This window comes from Sphaerospermopsis kisseleviana CS-549 (assembly GCF_028329225.1).
In the GTDB taxonomy this organism is placed as follows: Bacteria; Cyanobacteriota; Cyanobacteriia; order Cyanobacteriales; family Nostocaceae; genus Sphaerospermopsis; species Sphaerospermopsis kisseleviana.
Genome location: NZ_JAQMTI010000101.1, coordinates 17,216 through 31,583, shown reverse-complemented (window position 1 = coordinate 31,583; position 14,368 = coordinate 17,216). Strand labels below are relative to the sequence as shown.

The 14,368-nt window shown below is 39.4% G+C and carries 13 protein-coding genes and 1 tRNA gene; 7 read left to right on the top strand and 7 right to left on the bottom strand.

Features of this window, described 5'->3' with window-relative positions; translation table 11 throughout:
* Positions 1-130: 130 nt before the first annotated feature.
* Complete coding sequence (gene queA / locus PN497_RS08265; RefSeq protein ID WP_096565095.1) at positions 131-1,255, top strand: tRNA preQ1(34) S-adenosylmethionine ribosyltransferase-isomerase QueA; 1,125 nt, start codon at positions 131-133, stop codon at positions 1,253-1,255.
* A gap of 358 nt (positions 1,256-1,613) precedes the next feature.
* On the opposite strand, the gene chlP is transcribed toward queA, so the two are convergent.
* On the bottom strand, positions 1,614-2,870 hold the full coding sequence (chlP, locus tag PN497_RS08260) for a geranylgeranyl reductase (protein WP_096565096.1): 1,257 nt from the start codon (positions 2,868-2,870) through the stop codon (positions 1,614-1,616).
* A 679-nt stretch (positions 2,871-3,549) separates the two neighbouring features.
* Here chlP and PN497_RS08255 point away from each other — a divergent pair.
* Positions 3,550-4,566 (top strand): sulfate/molybdate ABC transporter ATP-binding protein, encoded by a 1,017-nt coding sequence (locus PN497_RS08255; protein WP_096565099.1) that lies wholly within the window; start codon positions 3,550-3,552, stop codon positions 4,564-4,566.
* A gap of 329 nt (positions 4,567-4,895) precedes the next feature.
* On the top strand, positions 4,896-5,120 hold the full coding sequence (locus PN497_RS08250; RefSeq protein ID WP_096565101.1) for a WD40 repeat domain-containing protein: 225 nt from the start codon (positions 4,896-4,898) through the stop codon (positions 5,118-5,120).
* 108 nt (positions 5,121-5,228) lie between these two features.
* Here PN497_RS08250 and PN497_RS08245 read toward each other — a convergent pair.
* Positions 5,229-5,300, bottom strand: a tRNA-Gly gene (locus PN497_RS08245).
* 396 nt (positions 5,301-5,696) lie between these two features.
* Between PN497_RS08245 and PN497_RS08240 the strand changes: the two genes are divergently transcribed.
* The gene (locus PN497_RS08240; protein ID WP_096565103.1) at positions 5,697-6,572 is read left to right on the top strand and encodes an Npun_R2479 family HD domain-containing metalloprotein; all 876 of its coding nucleotides are present in this window, start codon (positions 5,697-5,699) and stop codon (positions 6,570-6,572) included.
* 188 nt (positions 6,573-6,760) lie between these two features.
* A complete protein-coding gene (locus PN497_RS08235; RefSeq protein ID WP_096565105.1) occupies positions 6,761-7,876 on the top strand; it encodes an ABC transporter permease in 1,116 nt (371 codons plus the stop codon).
* 124 nt (positions 7,877-8,000) lie between these two features.
* Here PN497_RS08235 and PN497_RS08230 read toward each other — a convergent pair whose 3' ends face one another.
* The 5 genes from PN497_RS08230 to PN497_RS08210 all read right to left on the bottom strand — a co-directional run bounded on the left by PN497_RS08230 (position 8,001) and on the right by PN497_RS08210 (position 12,059).
* Entirely contained in the window at positions 8,001-9,026 is a 1,026-nt protein-coding gene (locus PN497_RS08230; protein WP_096565107.1) for an ABC transporter permease, read from the bottom strand.
* Positions 9,027-9,201: 175 nt separating this feature from the next.
* Positions 9,202-10,863: an ABC transporter substrate-binding protein gene (locus tag PN497_RS08225; RefSeq protein ID WP_096565108.1), complete on the bottom strand. Its 1,662-nt coding sequence runs from the start codon at positions 10,861-10,863 to the stop codon at positions 9,202-9,204.
* A gap of 79 nt (positions 10,864-10,942) precedes the next feature.
* The gene (locus tag PN497_RS08220; RefSeq protein WP_096565110.1) at positions 10,943-11,512 is read right to left on the bottom strand and encodes a Uma2 family endonuclease; all 570 of its coding nucleotides are present in this window, start codon (positions 11,510-11,512) and stop codon (positions 10,943-10,945) included.
* Positions 11,513-11,601: 89 nt separating this feature from the next.
* A complete protein-coding gene (locus PN497_RS08215; protein WP_096565112.1) occupies positions 11,602-11,808 on the bottom strand; it encodes a Txe/YoeB family addiction module toxin in 207 nt (68 codons plus the stop codon).
* Positions 11,805-12,059, bottom strand: coding sequence for a type II toxin-antitoxin system Phd/YefM family antitoxin (locus PN497_RS08210; protein ID WP_096572531.1), 255 nt, complete (start codon positions 12,057-12,059; stop codon positions 11,805-11,807). The genes PN497_RS08215 and PN497_RS08210 overlap by 4 nt, the downstream gene beginning before the upstream one ends.
* A gap of 557 nt (positions 12,060-12,616) precedes the next feature.
* Here PN497_RS08210 and psbB point away from each other — a divergent pair.
* A complete protein-coding gene (gene psbB, locus PN497_RS08205; protein WP_096565114.1) occupies positions 12,617-14,146 on the top strand; it encodes a photosystem II chlorophyll-binding protein CP47 in 1,530 nt (509 codons plus the stop codon).
* Between the two features lie 98 nt (positions 14,147-14,244).
* Positions 14,245-14,352 (top strand): photosystem II reaction center protein T, encoded by a 108-nt coding sequence (locus PN497_RS08200; RefSeq protein WP_013192567.1) that lies wholly within the window; start codon positions 14,245-14,247, stop codon positions 14,350-14,352.
* Positions 14,353-14,368: the final 16 nt, after the last annotated feature.

Genomic DNA, 14,368 nt, shown 5'->3' with positions numbered 1-14,368 from the left:
GGACTGGTGACTGGTGACTGGTGACTGGTGACTGGTGACTGGTGACTGGTGACTGGTGACTGGGAGGATGAATAACCCAATGCCCAATGCCCATTACCCATTACCTATTCCCTGTTTACCTTTTAGAAAAATGTCTAACTTAGAAAATCAAGGTGTGGATTTAAACCGTTCTTTATCTGGCTATGATTATGAACTACCGACGGAATTAATTGCCCAAAACCCGGCTGTTCCTAGAGATAGTTCTCGTTTGTTGGTGATAGATTCCCTGAGTACGGGAGTAGAAAAACCAGCACTTGATTACATTTTCCGAGATTTAGTGGAAATACTCAAATCTGGGGATTTGTTAGTGATGAATAATACAAAAGTTATTCCAGCCAGGTTATATGGCCGCAAATCTACGGGTGCGGAGGTAGAGGTTTTGCTGTTGGAAGAACGACAGCATAACTGTTGGTTGGCTTTGGTGAAGCCCGGAAAATACTTTAAACCAGGAACTCAGATTATTTTTGATGGGCAAAAATTAGCTGCGGGTAATGAACTAACAGCCACAGTTGTAGAAAGAGATGAAGCCACTGGGGGGCGGTTATTGCAGTTTGATTTACCGGAAAATGTGCCTTTGGTGCAAGTATTGGAGAAGTTCGGGGAAATACCTTTACCTCCTTATATTAATGCTTCCTCTGCTGCTGATGAACAATATCAAACTGTCTATGCCCAGGAACAGGGGGCGATCGCTGCACCCACAGCCGGGTTACACTTTACACCAGAACTTTTACAAAAATTACGCGATATTGGCATTAATCAAGCTTTTTTAACTTTGCACGTCGGTGTGGGTACTTTTCGTCCAGTGGAAGTAGAAGATGTAACAACTCACCAAATGCACGAAGAATGGATTGAAGTTAGTAATGCTACAGTAGAACAAATTAAGGCTACTAAGGCTGCTGGAGGGCGAATTATTGCCGTTGGTACTACAGTAGTCCGGGCGTTAGAAGGTGCGGCACAATCAGGGGATTTACAACCTTATGTGGGCAAGGTAAATTTATTTATCTATCCTGGTTATCAATGGCGAGTGGTACAAGGTTTGATTACGAATTTTCACTTACCCCGTTCTAGTTTATTGATGCTGGTAAGTGCGTTGATTGGTAGAGAAAGATTGTTAAAAATTTATGAACAAGCGATCGCATCTCGATATCGTTTTTATTCCTTTGGTGATGCCATGCTGATCTTACCTCAAGCAACTATTAATGCTGGTGATTGGTGATAGGAAGCAGGAGGCAGGAGGCAAAACTTATTAATTTTGACTTTTGACTTTTGACTTGATTTATTCCCTATTCCCTATTCCCTAATTATTTCCCAAACTTCACCCTAGCGTTCACGAAGTGCAGCGTAGCTATCGCTCTTCCCCATAACTAGCAACTTGGGTTATCTAGATGTCTTATTTTTCCGTCAAATTATCACCCAAATGCTTTTTACTATGAGACTGGGAATTTATTCCCAGTCCGGTGATGGTTTTAACCTCAAGTTGAGAAAAATCAGCTTTTGCTAAACCCCTACAGCAATCAGGATATCCAGGAATGAGAAAAAATAAAAAATTAACATTCCCAGTCCCCAGTCACCCATTAAGGAGCAAGTGCGTTACCACGTAACAAACTACCTATGGTTTTCGCTGTAATTTTCAATTGTGTAATGGGGTTAGCTGGAACAACAGTTTTATACAAATAGCTATCAAAAGTTAGCTTTTGTACATCCAAATCATCACACATTTCTACAAACGCTTCCCGGGTAGCATCGGAACGGTAGAACACGGTTTGCAGAATATCCAACACTTTGTAAGTGAGTCCGTATTTCTTATCCCAACGTTTGATGTAAAGTTTCAACTCTTTCTCAGAAGGAATACGCGCACCATTGTTAGAAACCTCAACAATGGTTTCTGCACACATCCGCCCAGACTTCGCTGCAAAATAAATACCTTCACCAGAAGACTTGGTAACATAACCCGCAGCATCACCAACCAAAGCGATCCGGCCAACTACACGACGAGGACGGGGATGTTCAGGAATGGGGTGAGCTTCTACCTTGATGATTTTACCACCAGCTAATTTTTCGGCAGCACGGGCGCGAATACCAGCTTGTAATTTCTTGATGTCTCGTTGGTTAACGTGCATTGTGCCAGTACCAACTGCTACGTGATCGTATTTGGGAAATACCCAAGCGTAGAAGTCAGTAGAAACATCGTCACCTACATACATTTCCGCTAAGTCATGGTAGTAGGCCATTTTGTCTTCAGGAATGCGAATTCTTTCTTGGAAGGCGATCGCATAATTGTAATCCCCTGCATCCATTTCCTTAGCAATGCGGGAGTTAGCACCATCAGCACCAATAATCAAATCTACCTTTAGGGTTTTAGGTTCTCCCCTATCACCACCTACGGCATGATCAAAATAATGAATTGTATAGGGATCATTGTTATTGGTGGGTATATCCAGTTTTTGAACTGTACCGTTAATTAAGTTTGCGCCTAATTTAGCCGCACGGTTACGGAGAAAACCATCCAGAACCTCACGACGGCACATTCCTATATATTCTTCTTCATTTACCAGATTGATATCTACCTCACGATTAGAGGGAGAAATCATTTTCATTTTCCGCACTTGACGGTCAATGATTTCTGGAGGTAGATCAAATTCACTTACCATACACAGGGGAATAGCACCCCCGCAAGGTTTAGCGTTATCTAGCTTGCGCTCAAATAAATATGTTTCAATGCCAGCTTTTGCTAATGTCTCAGCAGCGCATGAACCGGCTGGGCCCGAACCCACAACAGCAACCCGTAATGTCAAAGGTTTACTCCCAATCTTCACATTTACCGAAAGCATCCTATCATGGAGTTTCGGCTGATATGACGCTCAAGCTTAATGTTTTGACAGAATTGCAATATTCCTTAACATTTCGTCATAAAAACGCAAGTAAAAATACTCAATCAGGGGTTATGAGTAGATTTTTGTAAATGATAACTACAAAAAATTCTAATATTAACTAAGTTGTTGGTTTTCTGGTTTAGGCTGGGGACTGGGAACTGGGGACTGGTGACTGGGCACTAGAACCACCAACACAAACAGACAATCAACAAAACAGGAAACCTCAGCCAAAAACACCCCTATCATCTTGTCAGGATATTTTTGATGTTGTGGATATAGGAATTAATTAGACATCTTCAGAAAAGAAATTATGGAACTTATTTATGGGGGCAGGTCGAAGCTTATGGAATATCTATATGTCTGATTTTTCCGTTAAATTATCGCCCATAAGCTTCGCCCCTACAACTTATGACAAATTAATACATTCTATTTTGGAGATGTCTATTGTACTGATACCGCTTGTAATTATCCTGAATTAATCAATATTACTCCTGATTGCGGTGCTTTAGATTGTGGCGGTTGTAGTTGGTAAGATGCCGGAAACGATTCCCTATTCCCTATTCCCCATTTATGATATAAATAAAACTACAGTAATTCTACTCCTAAACCGTAGATTAGTCACAGAGGTATAAAACCAGTGGGCATAGTAGTTGAAAATGTGTCTAAGCAATTTGGCAGCTTCCAGGCTGTAGTTCAGGTGAGTTTAGAAATTAAGAGTGGTTCATTGGTAGCATTACTCGGACCTTCTGGATCTGGTAAATCTACACTACTGCGGTTAATATCGGGGTTAGAAATGCCGGATAGTGGTAAAATCATTCTCACTGGGAAAGATGCTACCTATCAAAGTGTACAAGAGCGAAATATTGGTTTTGTATTTCAGCATTATGCCTTATTTAAGCACTTAACCGTGAGGCAAAATATCGCCTTTGGCTTAGAAATTCGCAAAGCACCGAAAAAGAAAATACACGGTAAAGTAGAACAACTGTTAGAATTAGTGCAGCTAAGTGGATTAGGCGATCGCTATCCTTCTCAACTTTCAGGAGGACAAAGACAAAGAGTAGCCTTAGCCAGAGCCTTAGCCGTAGAACCTAAAGTATTATTACTAGATGAACCATTTGGGGCGTTAGATGCTAAAGTGCGTAAAGACTTACGTGCTTGGTTACGCCGTCTCCATGACGAAGTTCACGTTACCACCGTGTTTGTAACTCACGATCAAGAAGAAGCTATGGAAGTTTCTGATGAAATCGTAGTTATGAACAAAGGAAAAGTAGAACAAGTAGGAACACCCGCAGAAATTTATGATCATCCTGCTTCGGCTTTTGTAATGAGTTTCATTGGTCCTGTGAATGTTTTACCGAGTTCTGCCAAGATTTTTCAAAGCAGTGGTTTCGACTCAGCTAACCCAGAAATATTTTTACGTCCCCAAGATGTAATTGTCGAAAGAGATGCGAATGGTACAACTGCATCTGCTATAGTTAATCGTGTCATTCATTTGGGTTGGGAAATTCAAGTAGAATTAACCTTGGATGATGGGCAAAATTTTACTGCTCATTTAACACGGGAACGTTTTGATGAGTTAAAATTAGAACCACAAGAGCGAGTTTATGTCAAGCCCAAAGATGCAAAATCTTTCCCGCTTTATTATTCTATTTAACGTAAATTGCTAGTTCTGCAAGAAAGGCTCTCAAATCGAACTAACAAGGATAAGTAGACAGCAAAAAAGCATGGAACACCATCATAATTCATTCTTGCTCCTGTCTCCAAGCCCTCACGAAGAGACTTTTTCAGCAAACCCTATTTAGAGGTCAACTTAACCCCAAACCCACTCCAGGAGAAGATTAATTAAAATTAAACTTTACCCCTTGCCTGTACTTCTGGAGTGGTTTTTCTGTTATTAATATAATTAATACTAAAACAACCTATTTTATCCGGATACATCAAGGAATTGAATAGACCTCTCCGAAAAAGATGTAGGGACAATTCATGAATTGTCCCTACGAATGGGTTTCAGGTTATGCTTATGTAATTTTCGGAGATGTCAGTAGTGACAATACAATTAAGCTGTGGCATCTGTATAGCCAAGAACTGATAAATACTCTTTCAGGACATTTATCAACTGTTCATTCTGTAGCTTTTAATGTTGACGGAAATAAGATAATTAGTGGTAGTGCTGATCATACAATCAGGATTTGGCAGTCTGAGCAATAACCTAATATAGCAGGAGTCAAGAGTAAAACCCTCTTCACTGCTATAAAAAACTGTAGCGTTTACTCCTACATTTATTATATTTGGGAAAATAGGACAATAAATCTGGAAAGCGGGTGATGGGACTCGAACCCACGACATTCTGCATGGGAGGCAGACATTCTACCACTGAATTACACCCGCAGATTACAAGTATGGAAATCTAGTCTATGGGCTATTATATCATAAATTCCGCGAAAATCAGTAACGGATTTTTCTAGAACAAATAGGAGGGAAGAGACACAAGACAGTTAATAGCAAAGGATGATAACTTATAAATGAAATTCTTGGGTTGCTAGGAAAAATTGAGATAGATAATGTAAACTTAATCCAATGGCAGTCAGAAGCACCAAAGTCTCTGAGTATAGTAACTTGGTCATTTATTCGATGCGCTTCATAAACGTGAAAAGTTTTATCTTTTTTAGAGTTAGAAAGCGATCGCCCCTTTAACTGGTAAGATAAAGGATTTACATTGAACGAAATTGCAACAGATAAACATGATTATAAAAAATATATACCCTGAGAATCCTCTAATCCTCTATGTTCAATACCACTGAAATTATCATTGATGCTTTTGTAAATCAACTGCGAGAAGGTTATCGACGTACCTACGGCGGTTTAAAAACTGATTATCAAGACATCATAGCTTGGGCTGGTAACATGGCTTTGGAAAACATCGCCAACAGTGATGCTTTATATCACAATGTGGAACACTCTGTTCTCGTTACCCTCGTCGGACAAGAAATTTTGCGTGGTAGACACATCCGAGAAGGAGGAGTTTCCAGCGAAGATTGGTTACACGTGATTATCTCCTTATTGTGTCACGATATTGGTTATGTCAAAGGAGTTTGCCGCGAAGATCAAGAAGCAGAAAGTTTATATGCTACAGGACAAAATGGCAACATGGTTGCTCTTCCTCCTGGTGCTTCTGATGCTAGTCTCACACCCTATCATGTAGATCGGGCTAAACTATTTATTGATGAAAGATTTGGTGGACATCCTTTGATAGATTCGGAAGTGATCAAGAACAATATTGAACTAACCAGGTTTCCAGTTCCTAGAGCCGATGATCATCAAGATACCACTCATTTTGCCGGCATAGTACGTGCTGCTGATTTGATTGGGCAATTAAGTGATCCCCGTTACCTGAAAAAAATTACAAGTTTATTTTATGAATTTGAAGAAACCGGAGTGAATAAAGCTTTAGGTTATAAAAATCCTGGAGACTTACGCAAAAACTACGCCAAATTTTACTGGAATGGTGTCTATCCTTATATCAAAGAAGGATTGCGTTATCTAGGACTGACACAACAAGGAAAACAAGTTTTAGCTAATCTTTATGCTAATGTGTTTGTGGTCGAACATGAAAAACAGAATGAGGAAATAAGGTATTTAGCTGAACAGTTAAATGGTTAAATCACTAAATTTATGTAGCTTCTATTTCAGGCTGGTAATGGGTAATTGGTAGTTGTGAAATTAGCCACTCTTAACTTTTACCTGATCTATAAATAGAAACTTACATACATTAGAGATTTAGCTGAATGAATTACTAACTCTATTAATTATCATTCATTGTTTTGTAAATAAGTTTTGTCAAAAAAATTATGAATTGGTTGCAAAAACTCAAAAAAAATTCCTTAGCAAGATTTGGGGCAATTATACTATTAGTGTTCTATTTAGCAGTCATTGGGGCTGACTTTATCGCACCTTATAATCCTTATGATTCACAGCCAAATGGTTCGCTATTGCCACCTACCCGCATTTATTGGGTTTCTCCAGAGGGTAAATTTATCGGACCCCATATTTATCCAACAATTCAAGGAGATACAAATCTAGAAACAGGGGAACGTAAGTTAATTGTAGATTTTAAACAGCCTTCACCTTTGGCTTTATTTGTTTCCGGTCCAGAATATAGATTATTTCAACTCAGTTTACCCCTACCTCCCAAATGGGATGAAGTCACTATTATTCCTGGTATTCCCCTAAATTTGCATTTATTTGGTTCTACAGGTGAAGCCAAATTTAATATTTTAGGTACTGATGAACAAGGACGGGATCAATTTAGTCGTCTGCTTTATGGTGGTAGGATTAGTTTATTTATTGGGATTTTTGGCATCATCATTACCTATCCTTTGGGTTTAATAATCGGTGGTATTTCTGGTTATTTTGGAGGTGTAATTGATAGTGTGATTATGCGTTTAGCAGAAGTGTTAATGACTTTTCCCAGCATTTATTTGTTAGCAGCATTATCAGGAGTTCTCAGCCCTCAATTAACCAGTACACAACGCTTTTTATTAATAGTTGTAATTACTTCTGTGATCAGTTGGGCAGGTTTAGCTAGAGTAATTCGTGGTCAAGTTTTATCAATTAAAGAAAGAGAATTTGTCCAAGCATCACTGGCAATGGGAGGTAAGCCAATTTATATTATTCTCCGTCATATTTTACCCCAAACTGCCACTTATGTAATTATTTCTGCTACTCTGACCATTCCGAGTTTTATTGGTGCAGAAGCAGTGTTAAGTCTGATTGGTTTAGGTATTCAACAACCTGATCCTTCTTGGGGAAATATGCTTTCTTTAGCTAGTAATGCTTCAATTTTAGTCTTACAACCTTGGCTAGTTTTATCACCTGCTATTTTGATTATTCTGACTGTTTTATCATTCAATTTATTAGGTGATGGGTTAAGGGATGCCCTTGATCCTCGCAGTTTGCAAAGGTAGGTAAAGATCAACAACAAATTTCATCTGGATGAAGTATAAAAGGGCGGGCAAGATGCCCACCCCACAACACTGAAAATCATCAAAAACAGAATTACAAACCAAATGATATAACTAGCAAATTGGGTTAATATCTAATTCGCGGATCTACATAAGCATTAAGAATATCAATCAAAATACTCGCAGTCACAACAATTGCCCCAAAAAATACTAAAATACCCTGCACTGTAAAATAATCCCGTTCAGAAATAGCTTGATATAATCTATTTGCTAACCCTGGCCAAGAAAATGTTACTTCTGTTAAAATTGCCCCTCCCAATAGGGAAGCAAATGTTAATCCTAAGACTGTAATTACAGGTATTAAGGCATTCTTTAAAGCATGGGATATTAAAATCTTATTTTCCGGGATTCCTCGCGCCCTAGCTGCTTCTACATAATCAGCTTTTAATGTTTGTTTTAAATTCACTCTCACAATACGTTCAAAAATACCACTGAGTAAAATTCCTAAAGTGATACTGGGTAAAGCTAAATGATGTAAAGCTGTGAAAAAATTACTCACATTTCCACTTAATAAACTATCAATTGTATATAAACCAGTAAGAGTTGGAGGTGGGGAAATATTAGGAGGAAAACGATTAGAATTAGGAAACCAACGTAATTGAACTGAGAATATTAATTGTAATAACATTCCCGCCCAAAACATGGGGAGTGCATAGGTAATAATGCCAAATAAACGCCCACCAACATCAAAAGAAGTACCGGGACGAGAGGCGGAAAGTGTACCTACAAAAATTCCCACAATTAAAGCTACCAGCATACTACAAACGGCTAATTCTACTGTAGCTGGAAAATGTTGGCTGATAATTTCCCACACATTTTGACCGCGACTAGTTAAGGAAGTTCCTAAATCAAAACGTAGTATATTTCCCAAATAATTGAGATATTGTAACCAGATGGGTAAATTTAAACCTAGTTGTTTTCTGAGTTCTTCCTTAGCACTTTCTGGCGCACGTCCACCAAGAATTGCATCTGCTGGATCTCCAGGAGTAGCTCTTAATAATAAAAAAACAATGGTGATAATAGTTAATAGTTGCAGTGGTGCAAATAGCAACCGAGAAACTATGTAATATTGTAAGGCTTTAGAACGGGACATATTTATTAGGAGTCAGGAATTCAGGAGTTCAAGGAGTTCAAGGAGTCAGGAGTCGTAGGGGCGAAGCATTCGGGCGACTAATTGTAAATTTTTGTCCAAGGCTATTTTCCGAATGCTTCGCCCATACAGAAGTCAGGAGTCAGGATAAATATAACTAATGACTAATGACTAAGAACTACTTCTTAATTGTTCTGTAAATCAAGTTTTGAGTAGGATCAAGTTTGACATCTGTTACGCCTTTTTGGGCAAATACATAATCTTTGTTTTGCCATAGGGGAACGTAAGGAACATCAGTTAAAACTAGATTTTGAATGTCAGTAAAGATTTTCTTTCTCGTTTCTGGGTTTTGTTCTTGACGTTGTTGATCAATGAGTTTATTCATTGTTTCACTATAGTAAAAAGAACCCTGAGTTTGACTTCCACCATCTTCACAACCTTTAGCTTCTGAACCTTTTTCACAGGATAAAAATGGTTGTACATAATTATCTGGATCTAAAAAGTCTGGATACCAGTCTAGCAAAGCGATAGGATATGAACCTTTGGAAATTTCTTTGAAAAATGTTGCCCCTTCTACGGTTTTAACTTCTAGTTGTAATATCCCGTCCATTTTAGTATCAGCTAAGGATTTTAATGTCTGTGCTGCTAAACTCCGGGTGGGTGAACTTGCAGGATACCAAACTTGAATTTGGGCGGGTTTTTCTTTGGAAAAACCTGCGGTAGTTAACAATTTTTTCGCTTCTTCAAATTTACCATCACCATATTTCTCTTTAAATAATGGTTGGGAAACATTGAAGGTTGTGGGAATCATGCTATAAAGTGGATCTGCTTGACCATATAATACCCGTTCATTTAATAATGGACGATCAACGAGTGAGGCGATCGCACTTCTTACTTCTGGTTTATCTAATGGTTGTTGATTTCTGTTCAACACCATATAACTAACTACACTACCTTGAGCAGTTATAGCTTGCCAATCTCCGTTTTTTGCACCATCTTCTAAACTACGAATTTGATCTGGTTGTAAAGATAAATAAGCAACATCAACTGCACCAGTTTTAAAAGCATTAAATAAATTCACTGGACTGGTTTGAATTTGCACATTAACACCTTTATTTGCTGGTTTTTCTCCCCAATATTTCTCAAAAACATCCAATCTTAAAGAATCTGTACCATACTGGGCTAATTTATAAGGACCAGTTCCTACAAAGGTATTAGGTTGAAATTTCCCCGCACCAAGTTCATAAGCTTTAGGTGAAACTGGACACACTCCAGAAAATGCTAATAATGCGGGAAAAGCCGCAAAGGGTTTTTTCAATTTAATTGTAAGTTCATAGTCCCCTGTAGCTTTCACGGATTCAATTGTATCGGAAAGTAGAAAAGATGGTTTACCTTTATTTTCGATAAAACGCTGGATACTAAATGCCATTGCTTTAGCGTTAAAAGGTGTGTCATCGTGAAAAACTACTCCTTCCCGTAGGGGAATGGTGTATGTTAAACCATCTTCACTAACTTTAGGTAAAGCTGTGGCTAGTTGGGGTTTAATTTCTGTGCTACCTGGTTCATAAGTATATAGGCGATCGCTCATATTAAAGACTAAACCCAAGGATGCTAACTCATAAGCATCAGCAGGATCAAGGGTTCTCGGTTTTGCTGTTGTCCCGATAGTAATCCTACCATCACCAGCAGGAGTATTCACCGCACCAGGACTAGGTGGTGTAGTTGGTTGGGGACTTGGAGTACAGCTTACAGCCAGCAAGAAACACAAGGAGAACAACGACAGGAATTTTGTTACCTTACCCCACCGTCTTATAGACCTGAAAAACCCAGTTATCAACATTAATTTTTCTAAAATCAGCAGTTAATCATTTTAATATATATGTTATATTTATATAAGCTGTTTTTCATATCAAAGATTTTCATCCTTGTAAAACTTGAGCAGCAGTCAACTTGAGTTCTGGAAATATGGGAGAAACTATCAAGCTCTCATTTTCATACACCTGCCCGTCATAAAAACCTTCTACCCATTCCAACACTGTCACCTTTTGAGTAATGGGATCAACAATCCAGTATTCAGGAATACCCCGCGCCGCATATTCGGATCTCTTGTAGCGATAATCACGATTAGCCTGATTAGGACTGACCACTTCAACAACTAATAATGGTGGTGGCATATCCATATATACCAGTGAACGAGTAGTTCCTGCCATTGCCACCGCTAACTCTTCAGAATAAACTACCACATCAGGTATACGCACACCTACACTTCTACTATTTACAGCTATCTCAGCTTTCATCCGTAAACGAGAAGACGGGATACCTAATTGAGAAAAATAGATCAATAGAAATATAGCTATTCGTTGATTTATATCACTTTCCGAAGGCATGGGAATTAATTTTCCATTTTCCAATTCATATAAAGTATCCGTACCATCGTCATAGTTGAGAAATTCCTCAAAGGTCATCTTTTTAGCAATTGCCACTGTCATTGCTGTTTCTCCCGTACTTAATATCTAATCCTGATAATGAAAATGACAAGCTACAATAATTATGTTTTCTTCTAGTTTTCTTCTAACACTTAATAAACCAGACGGTGTTCGGTGTTGATGCGCCTAGACCAATAACCTGATAGATTAGCTTTCAATGGCTCTGGTTTACCCATACCCTCAAACGGAGTTCGCAGAATTTCTTTAATCAGAGTGTTAATTCCTTTTAAGAGTTTTTTATCAGTATCTTGAAACCACAAATAATCATTCCATGCAGCTTCTGTAAATGTGAGTTTCATTCTTCTATTAAGTCTCTCTCAATAATATCACCTGCTTTTGCTGATTGAATTGAAGAAAGAAGATGCTTGGCGTTAACAGGATTTGACAGTAAATATAATGTCTCTTGCCATGATGAAAATTCCTCTAGAGAAATTAAAATGGCCTTGTTACCTTTGTTATTACAAATAGTTGTTGGTTCTACATCTGCAATAACCCGATCTACTAAATTATCTAAGTCTTGACTTGCTTGCTGAGTAGTAATTGCATCCATTTTATCCTCCTTTATTTGTTGAATAGTAGTTGAATTATAGCCTATAAATTTCAGCATTAAAATCAAGGACAGGAATGTGTAAATCTCGTCAATATAAGTTATGTTATTTTTCAACAAGCGATCGCCATGGGAATCATAGTCCTAATTTTATACCAAACGAACAGCTTTATTGTATATTTAGAATAATTTAAGCTTAACCAGTGCCTCAGATGATAAATAGTAGCATTGTGGGCATGAGTAGGGATATCTGATGCAAAAACTAGCTAATCACATCTATTTAGGAGCTTGCAAAGAGTTCCATCAATAGTTACACTTTTTAAAATATTCTCATTTTTGCTGATCGCCAAAACAGCTACTTCCTGAAAGTCACGAACTCAGGGAATTAACTTGTGACAGCGAATAAGCGATAATAAACTACAGAGTAATCTGTGGTTAAACTCAAGACTGGCAATAACAAAAACTCAGAGAGACTTCTGGGTGGTAGTTTACCTCCCTCAGAACCTCAGTAAGAAAATTGCTTTGTAAACAAACTAACTCTTCGAGGAGGAGCGTAGTCGATGGGACTACCCTGGTACCGAGTACATACAGTGGTTCTGAACGATCCAGGCCGACTGATTTCTGTACACTTGATGCACACAGCCCTAGTTGCTGGCTGGGCTGGTTCAATGGCACTTTACGAACTGGCTGTTTACGACCCCAGTGATCCAGTTCTCAACCCCATGTGGAGACAAGGGATGTTCGTACTTCCCTTTATGTCACGTTTAGGCGTAACCGAATCCTGGGGCGGCTGGAGCGTCACCGGTGGCACAGCAGTAGATCCTGGCTTCTGGTCATTTGAAGGCGTGGCTGCTGCTCACATCGTTCTTTCTGGTTTATTATTCCTAGCAGCCGTTTGGCACTGGGTTTTCTGGGATTTAGAACTATTTAGAGATCCCCGCACAGGCGAACCCGCCTTAGACTTGCCAAAAATGTTTGGCATCCACCTGTTCTTATCTGGTTTACTTTGCTTTGGTTTCGGTGCTTTTCACTTAACCGGTCTATTTGGACCTGGGATGTGGGTTTCCGATGCTTACGGTATAACTGGTAGCATCCAACCAGTAGCACCAGAATGGGGACCAGCCGGGTTTAACCCCTTTAACCCCGGTGGTGTCGTAGCTCACCACATTGCAGCTGGTGTAGTTGGTATTATTGCTGGTTTATTCCACCTCACAGTTCGTCCTCCCGAAAGGCTCTACAAAGCCCTACGGATGGGTAACATTGAAACCGTACTTTCCAGCAGTATCGCTGCGGTATTCTTCGCTGCTTTCATAGTTGCTGGTACTATGTGGTACGGTAACGCTACCACCCCCATCGAACTGTTTGGACCTACCCGCTATCAGTGGGACCAAGGTTACTTCCGTCAAGAAATTCAGCGCCGTGTGCAAAATAGTGTTGCTAACGGTGCAAGCTTGTCCGAAGCTTGGTCACAAATCCCCGAAAAATTGGCCTTCTACGACTATGTAGGAAATAGCCCCGCTAAAGGTGGTTTATTCCGTACCGGTCCAATGGTTAAAGGCGATGGTATTGCCCAATCTTGGCAAGGTCACGCAGTCTTCACAGATGCAGAAGGACGCGAACTCACAGTACGTCGTCTACCTAACTTCTTTGAAACCTTCCCTGTAATTTTGACCGATAAAGATGGAGTTGTCCGCGCTGACATTCCTTTCCGTCGGGCAGAATCTAAATACAGCTTCGAGCAAACAGGCGTTACTGTTAGCTTCTACGGTGGTGATTTAAATGGTAAAACATTCACAGATCCCGCCGATGTGAAGAAATATGCTCGTAAGGCTCAAGGCGGCGAAATCTTTGAATTTGACCGCGAAACCTTAAACTCTGATGGTGTATTCCGTACATCTCCCAGAGGTTGGTTTACCTTTGGTCACGCTGTCTTTGCGCTCTTGTTCTTCTTTGGTCACCTCTGGCATGGTTCTAGAACCATCTACCGCGATGTATTCGCAGGTGTAGAAGCGGATCTAGAAGAACAAGTAGAGTGGGGTCTGTTCCAGAAATTGGGTGACAAGACCACTCGTGTTCGTAAGGAAGCTTAAACAAGCATGAAGTAAAAAGTATGAAGTTTTATGACTTCATGCTTTTTACTCTGCTTGGTAAACTAAAATTACTGGCTGGATAGGCAGGAAATCCTAATATGGAAAGCGTTGCATACATTTTGATTTTGACCCTAGCAATAGGTGTTCTCTTTTTTGCGATCGCATTTCGCGAACCTCCCCGCTTTGAGAGAAAAGAGAAAGACTAAGAAGTTAAACACTGTC

Coding starts and splice junctions, on each gene's coding strand:
- queA (WP_096565095.1), top strand. CDS start 131: ATGTCTAACTTAGAAAATCAAGGTGTGGATTTAAACCGTTCTTTATCT.
- PN497_RS08240 (WP_096565103.1), top strand. CDS start 5,697: ATGTTCAATACCACTGAAATTATCATTGATGCTTTTGTAAATCAACTG.
- PN497_RS08200 (WP_013192567.1), top strand. CDS start 14,245: ATGGAAAGCGTTGCATACATTTTGATTTTGACCCTAGCAATAGGTGTT.
- PN497_RS08215 (WP_096565112.1), bottom strand. CDS start 11,808: ATGAAACTCACATTTACAGAAGCTGCATGGAATGATTATTTGTGGTTT.
- psbB (WP_096565114.1), top strand. CDS start 12,617: ATGGGACTACCCTGGTACCGAGTACATACAGTGGTTCTGAACGATCCA.
- PN497_RS08220 (WP_096565110.1), bottom strand. CDS start 11,512: ATGACAGTGGCAATTGCTAAAAAGATGACCTTTGAGGAATTTCTCAAC.
- PN497_RS08235 (WP_096565105.1), top strand. CDS start 6,761: ATGAATTGGTTGCAAAAACTCAAAAAAAATTCCTTAGCAAGATTTGGG.
- PN497_RS08225 (WP_096565108.1), bottom strand. CDS start 10,863: ATGTTGATAACTGGGTTTTTCAGGTCTATAAGACGGTGGGGTAAGGTA.
- chlP (WP_096565096.1), bottom strand. CDS start 2,870: ATGCTTTCGGTAAATGTGAAGATTGGGAGTAAACCTTTGACATTACGG.
- PN497_RS08210 (WP_096572531.1), bottom strand. CDS start 12,059: ATGGATGCAATTACTACTCAGCAAGCAAGTCAAGACTTAGATAATTTA.
- PN497_RS08250 (WP_096565101.1), top strand. CDS start 4,896: ATGAATTGTCCCTACGAATGGGTTTCAGGTTATGCTTATGTAATTTTC.
- PN497_RS08230 (WP_096565107.1), bottom strand. CDS start 9,026: ATGTCCCGTTCTAAAGCCTTACAATATTACATAGTTTCTCGGTTGCTA.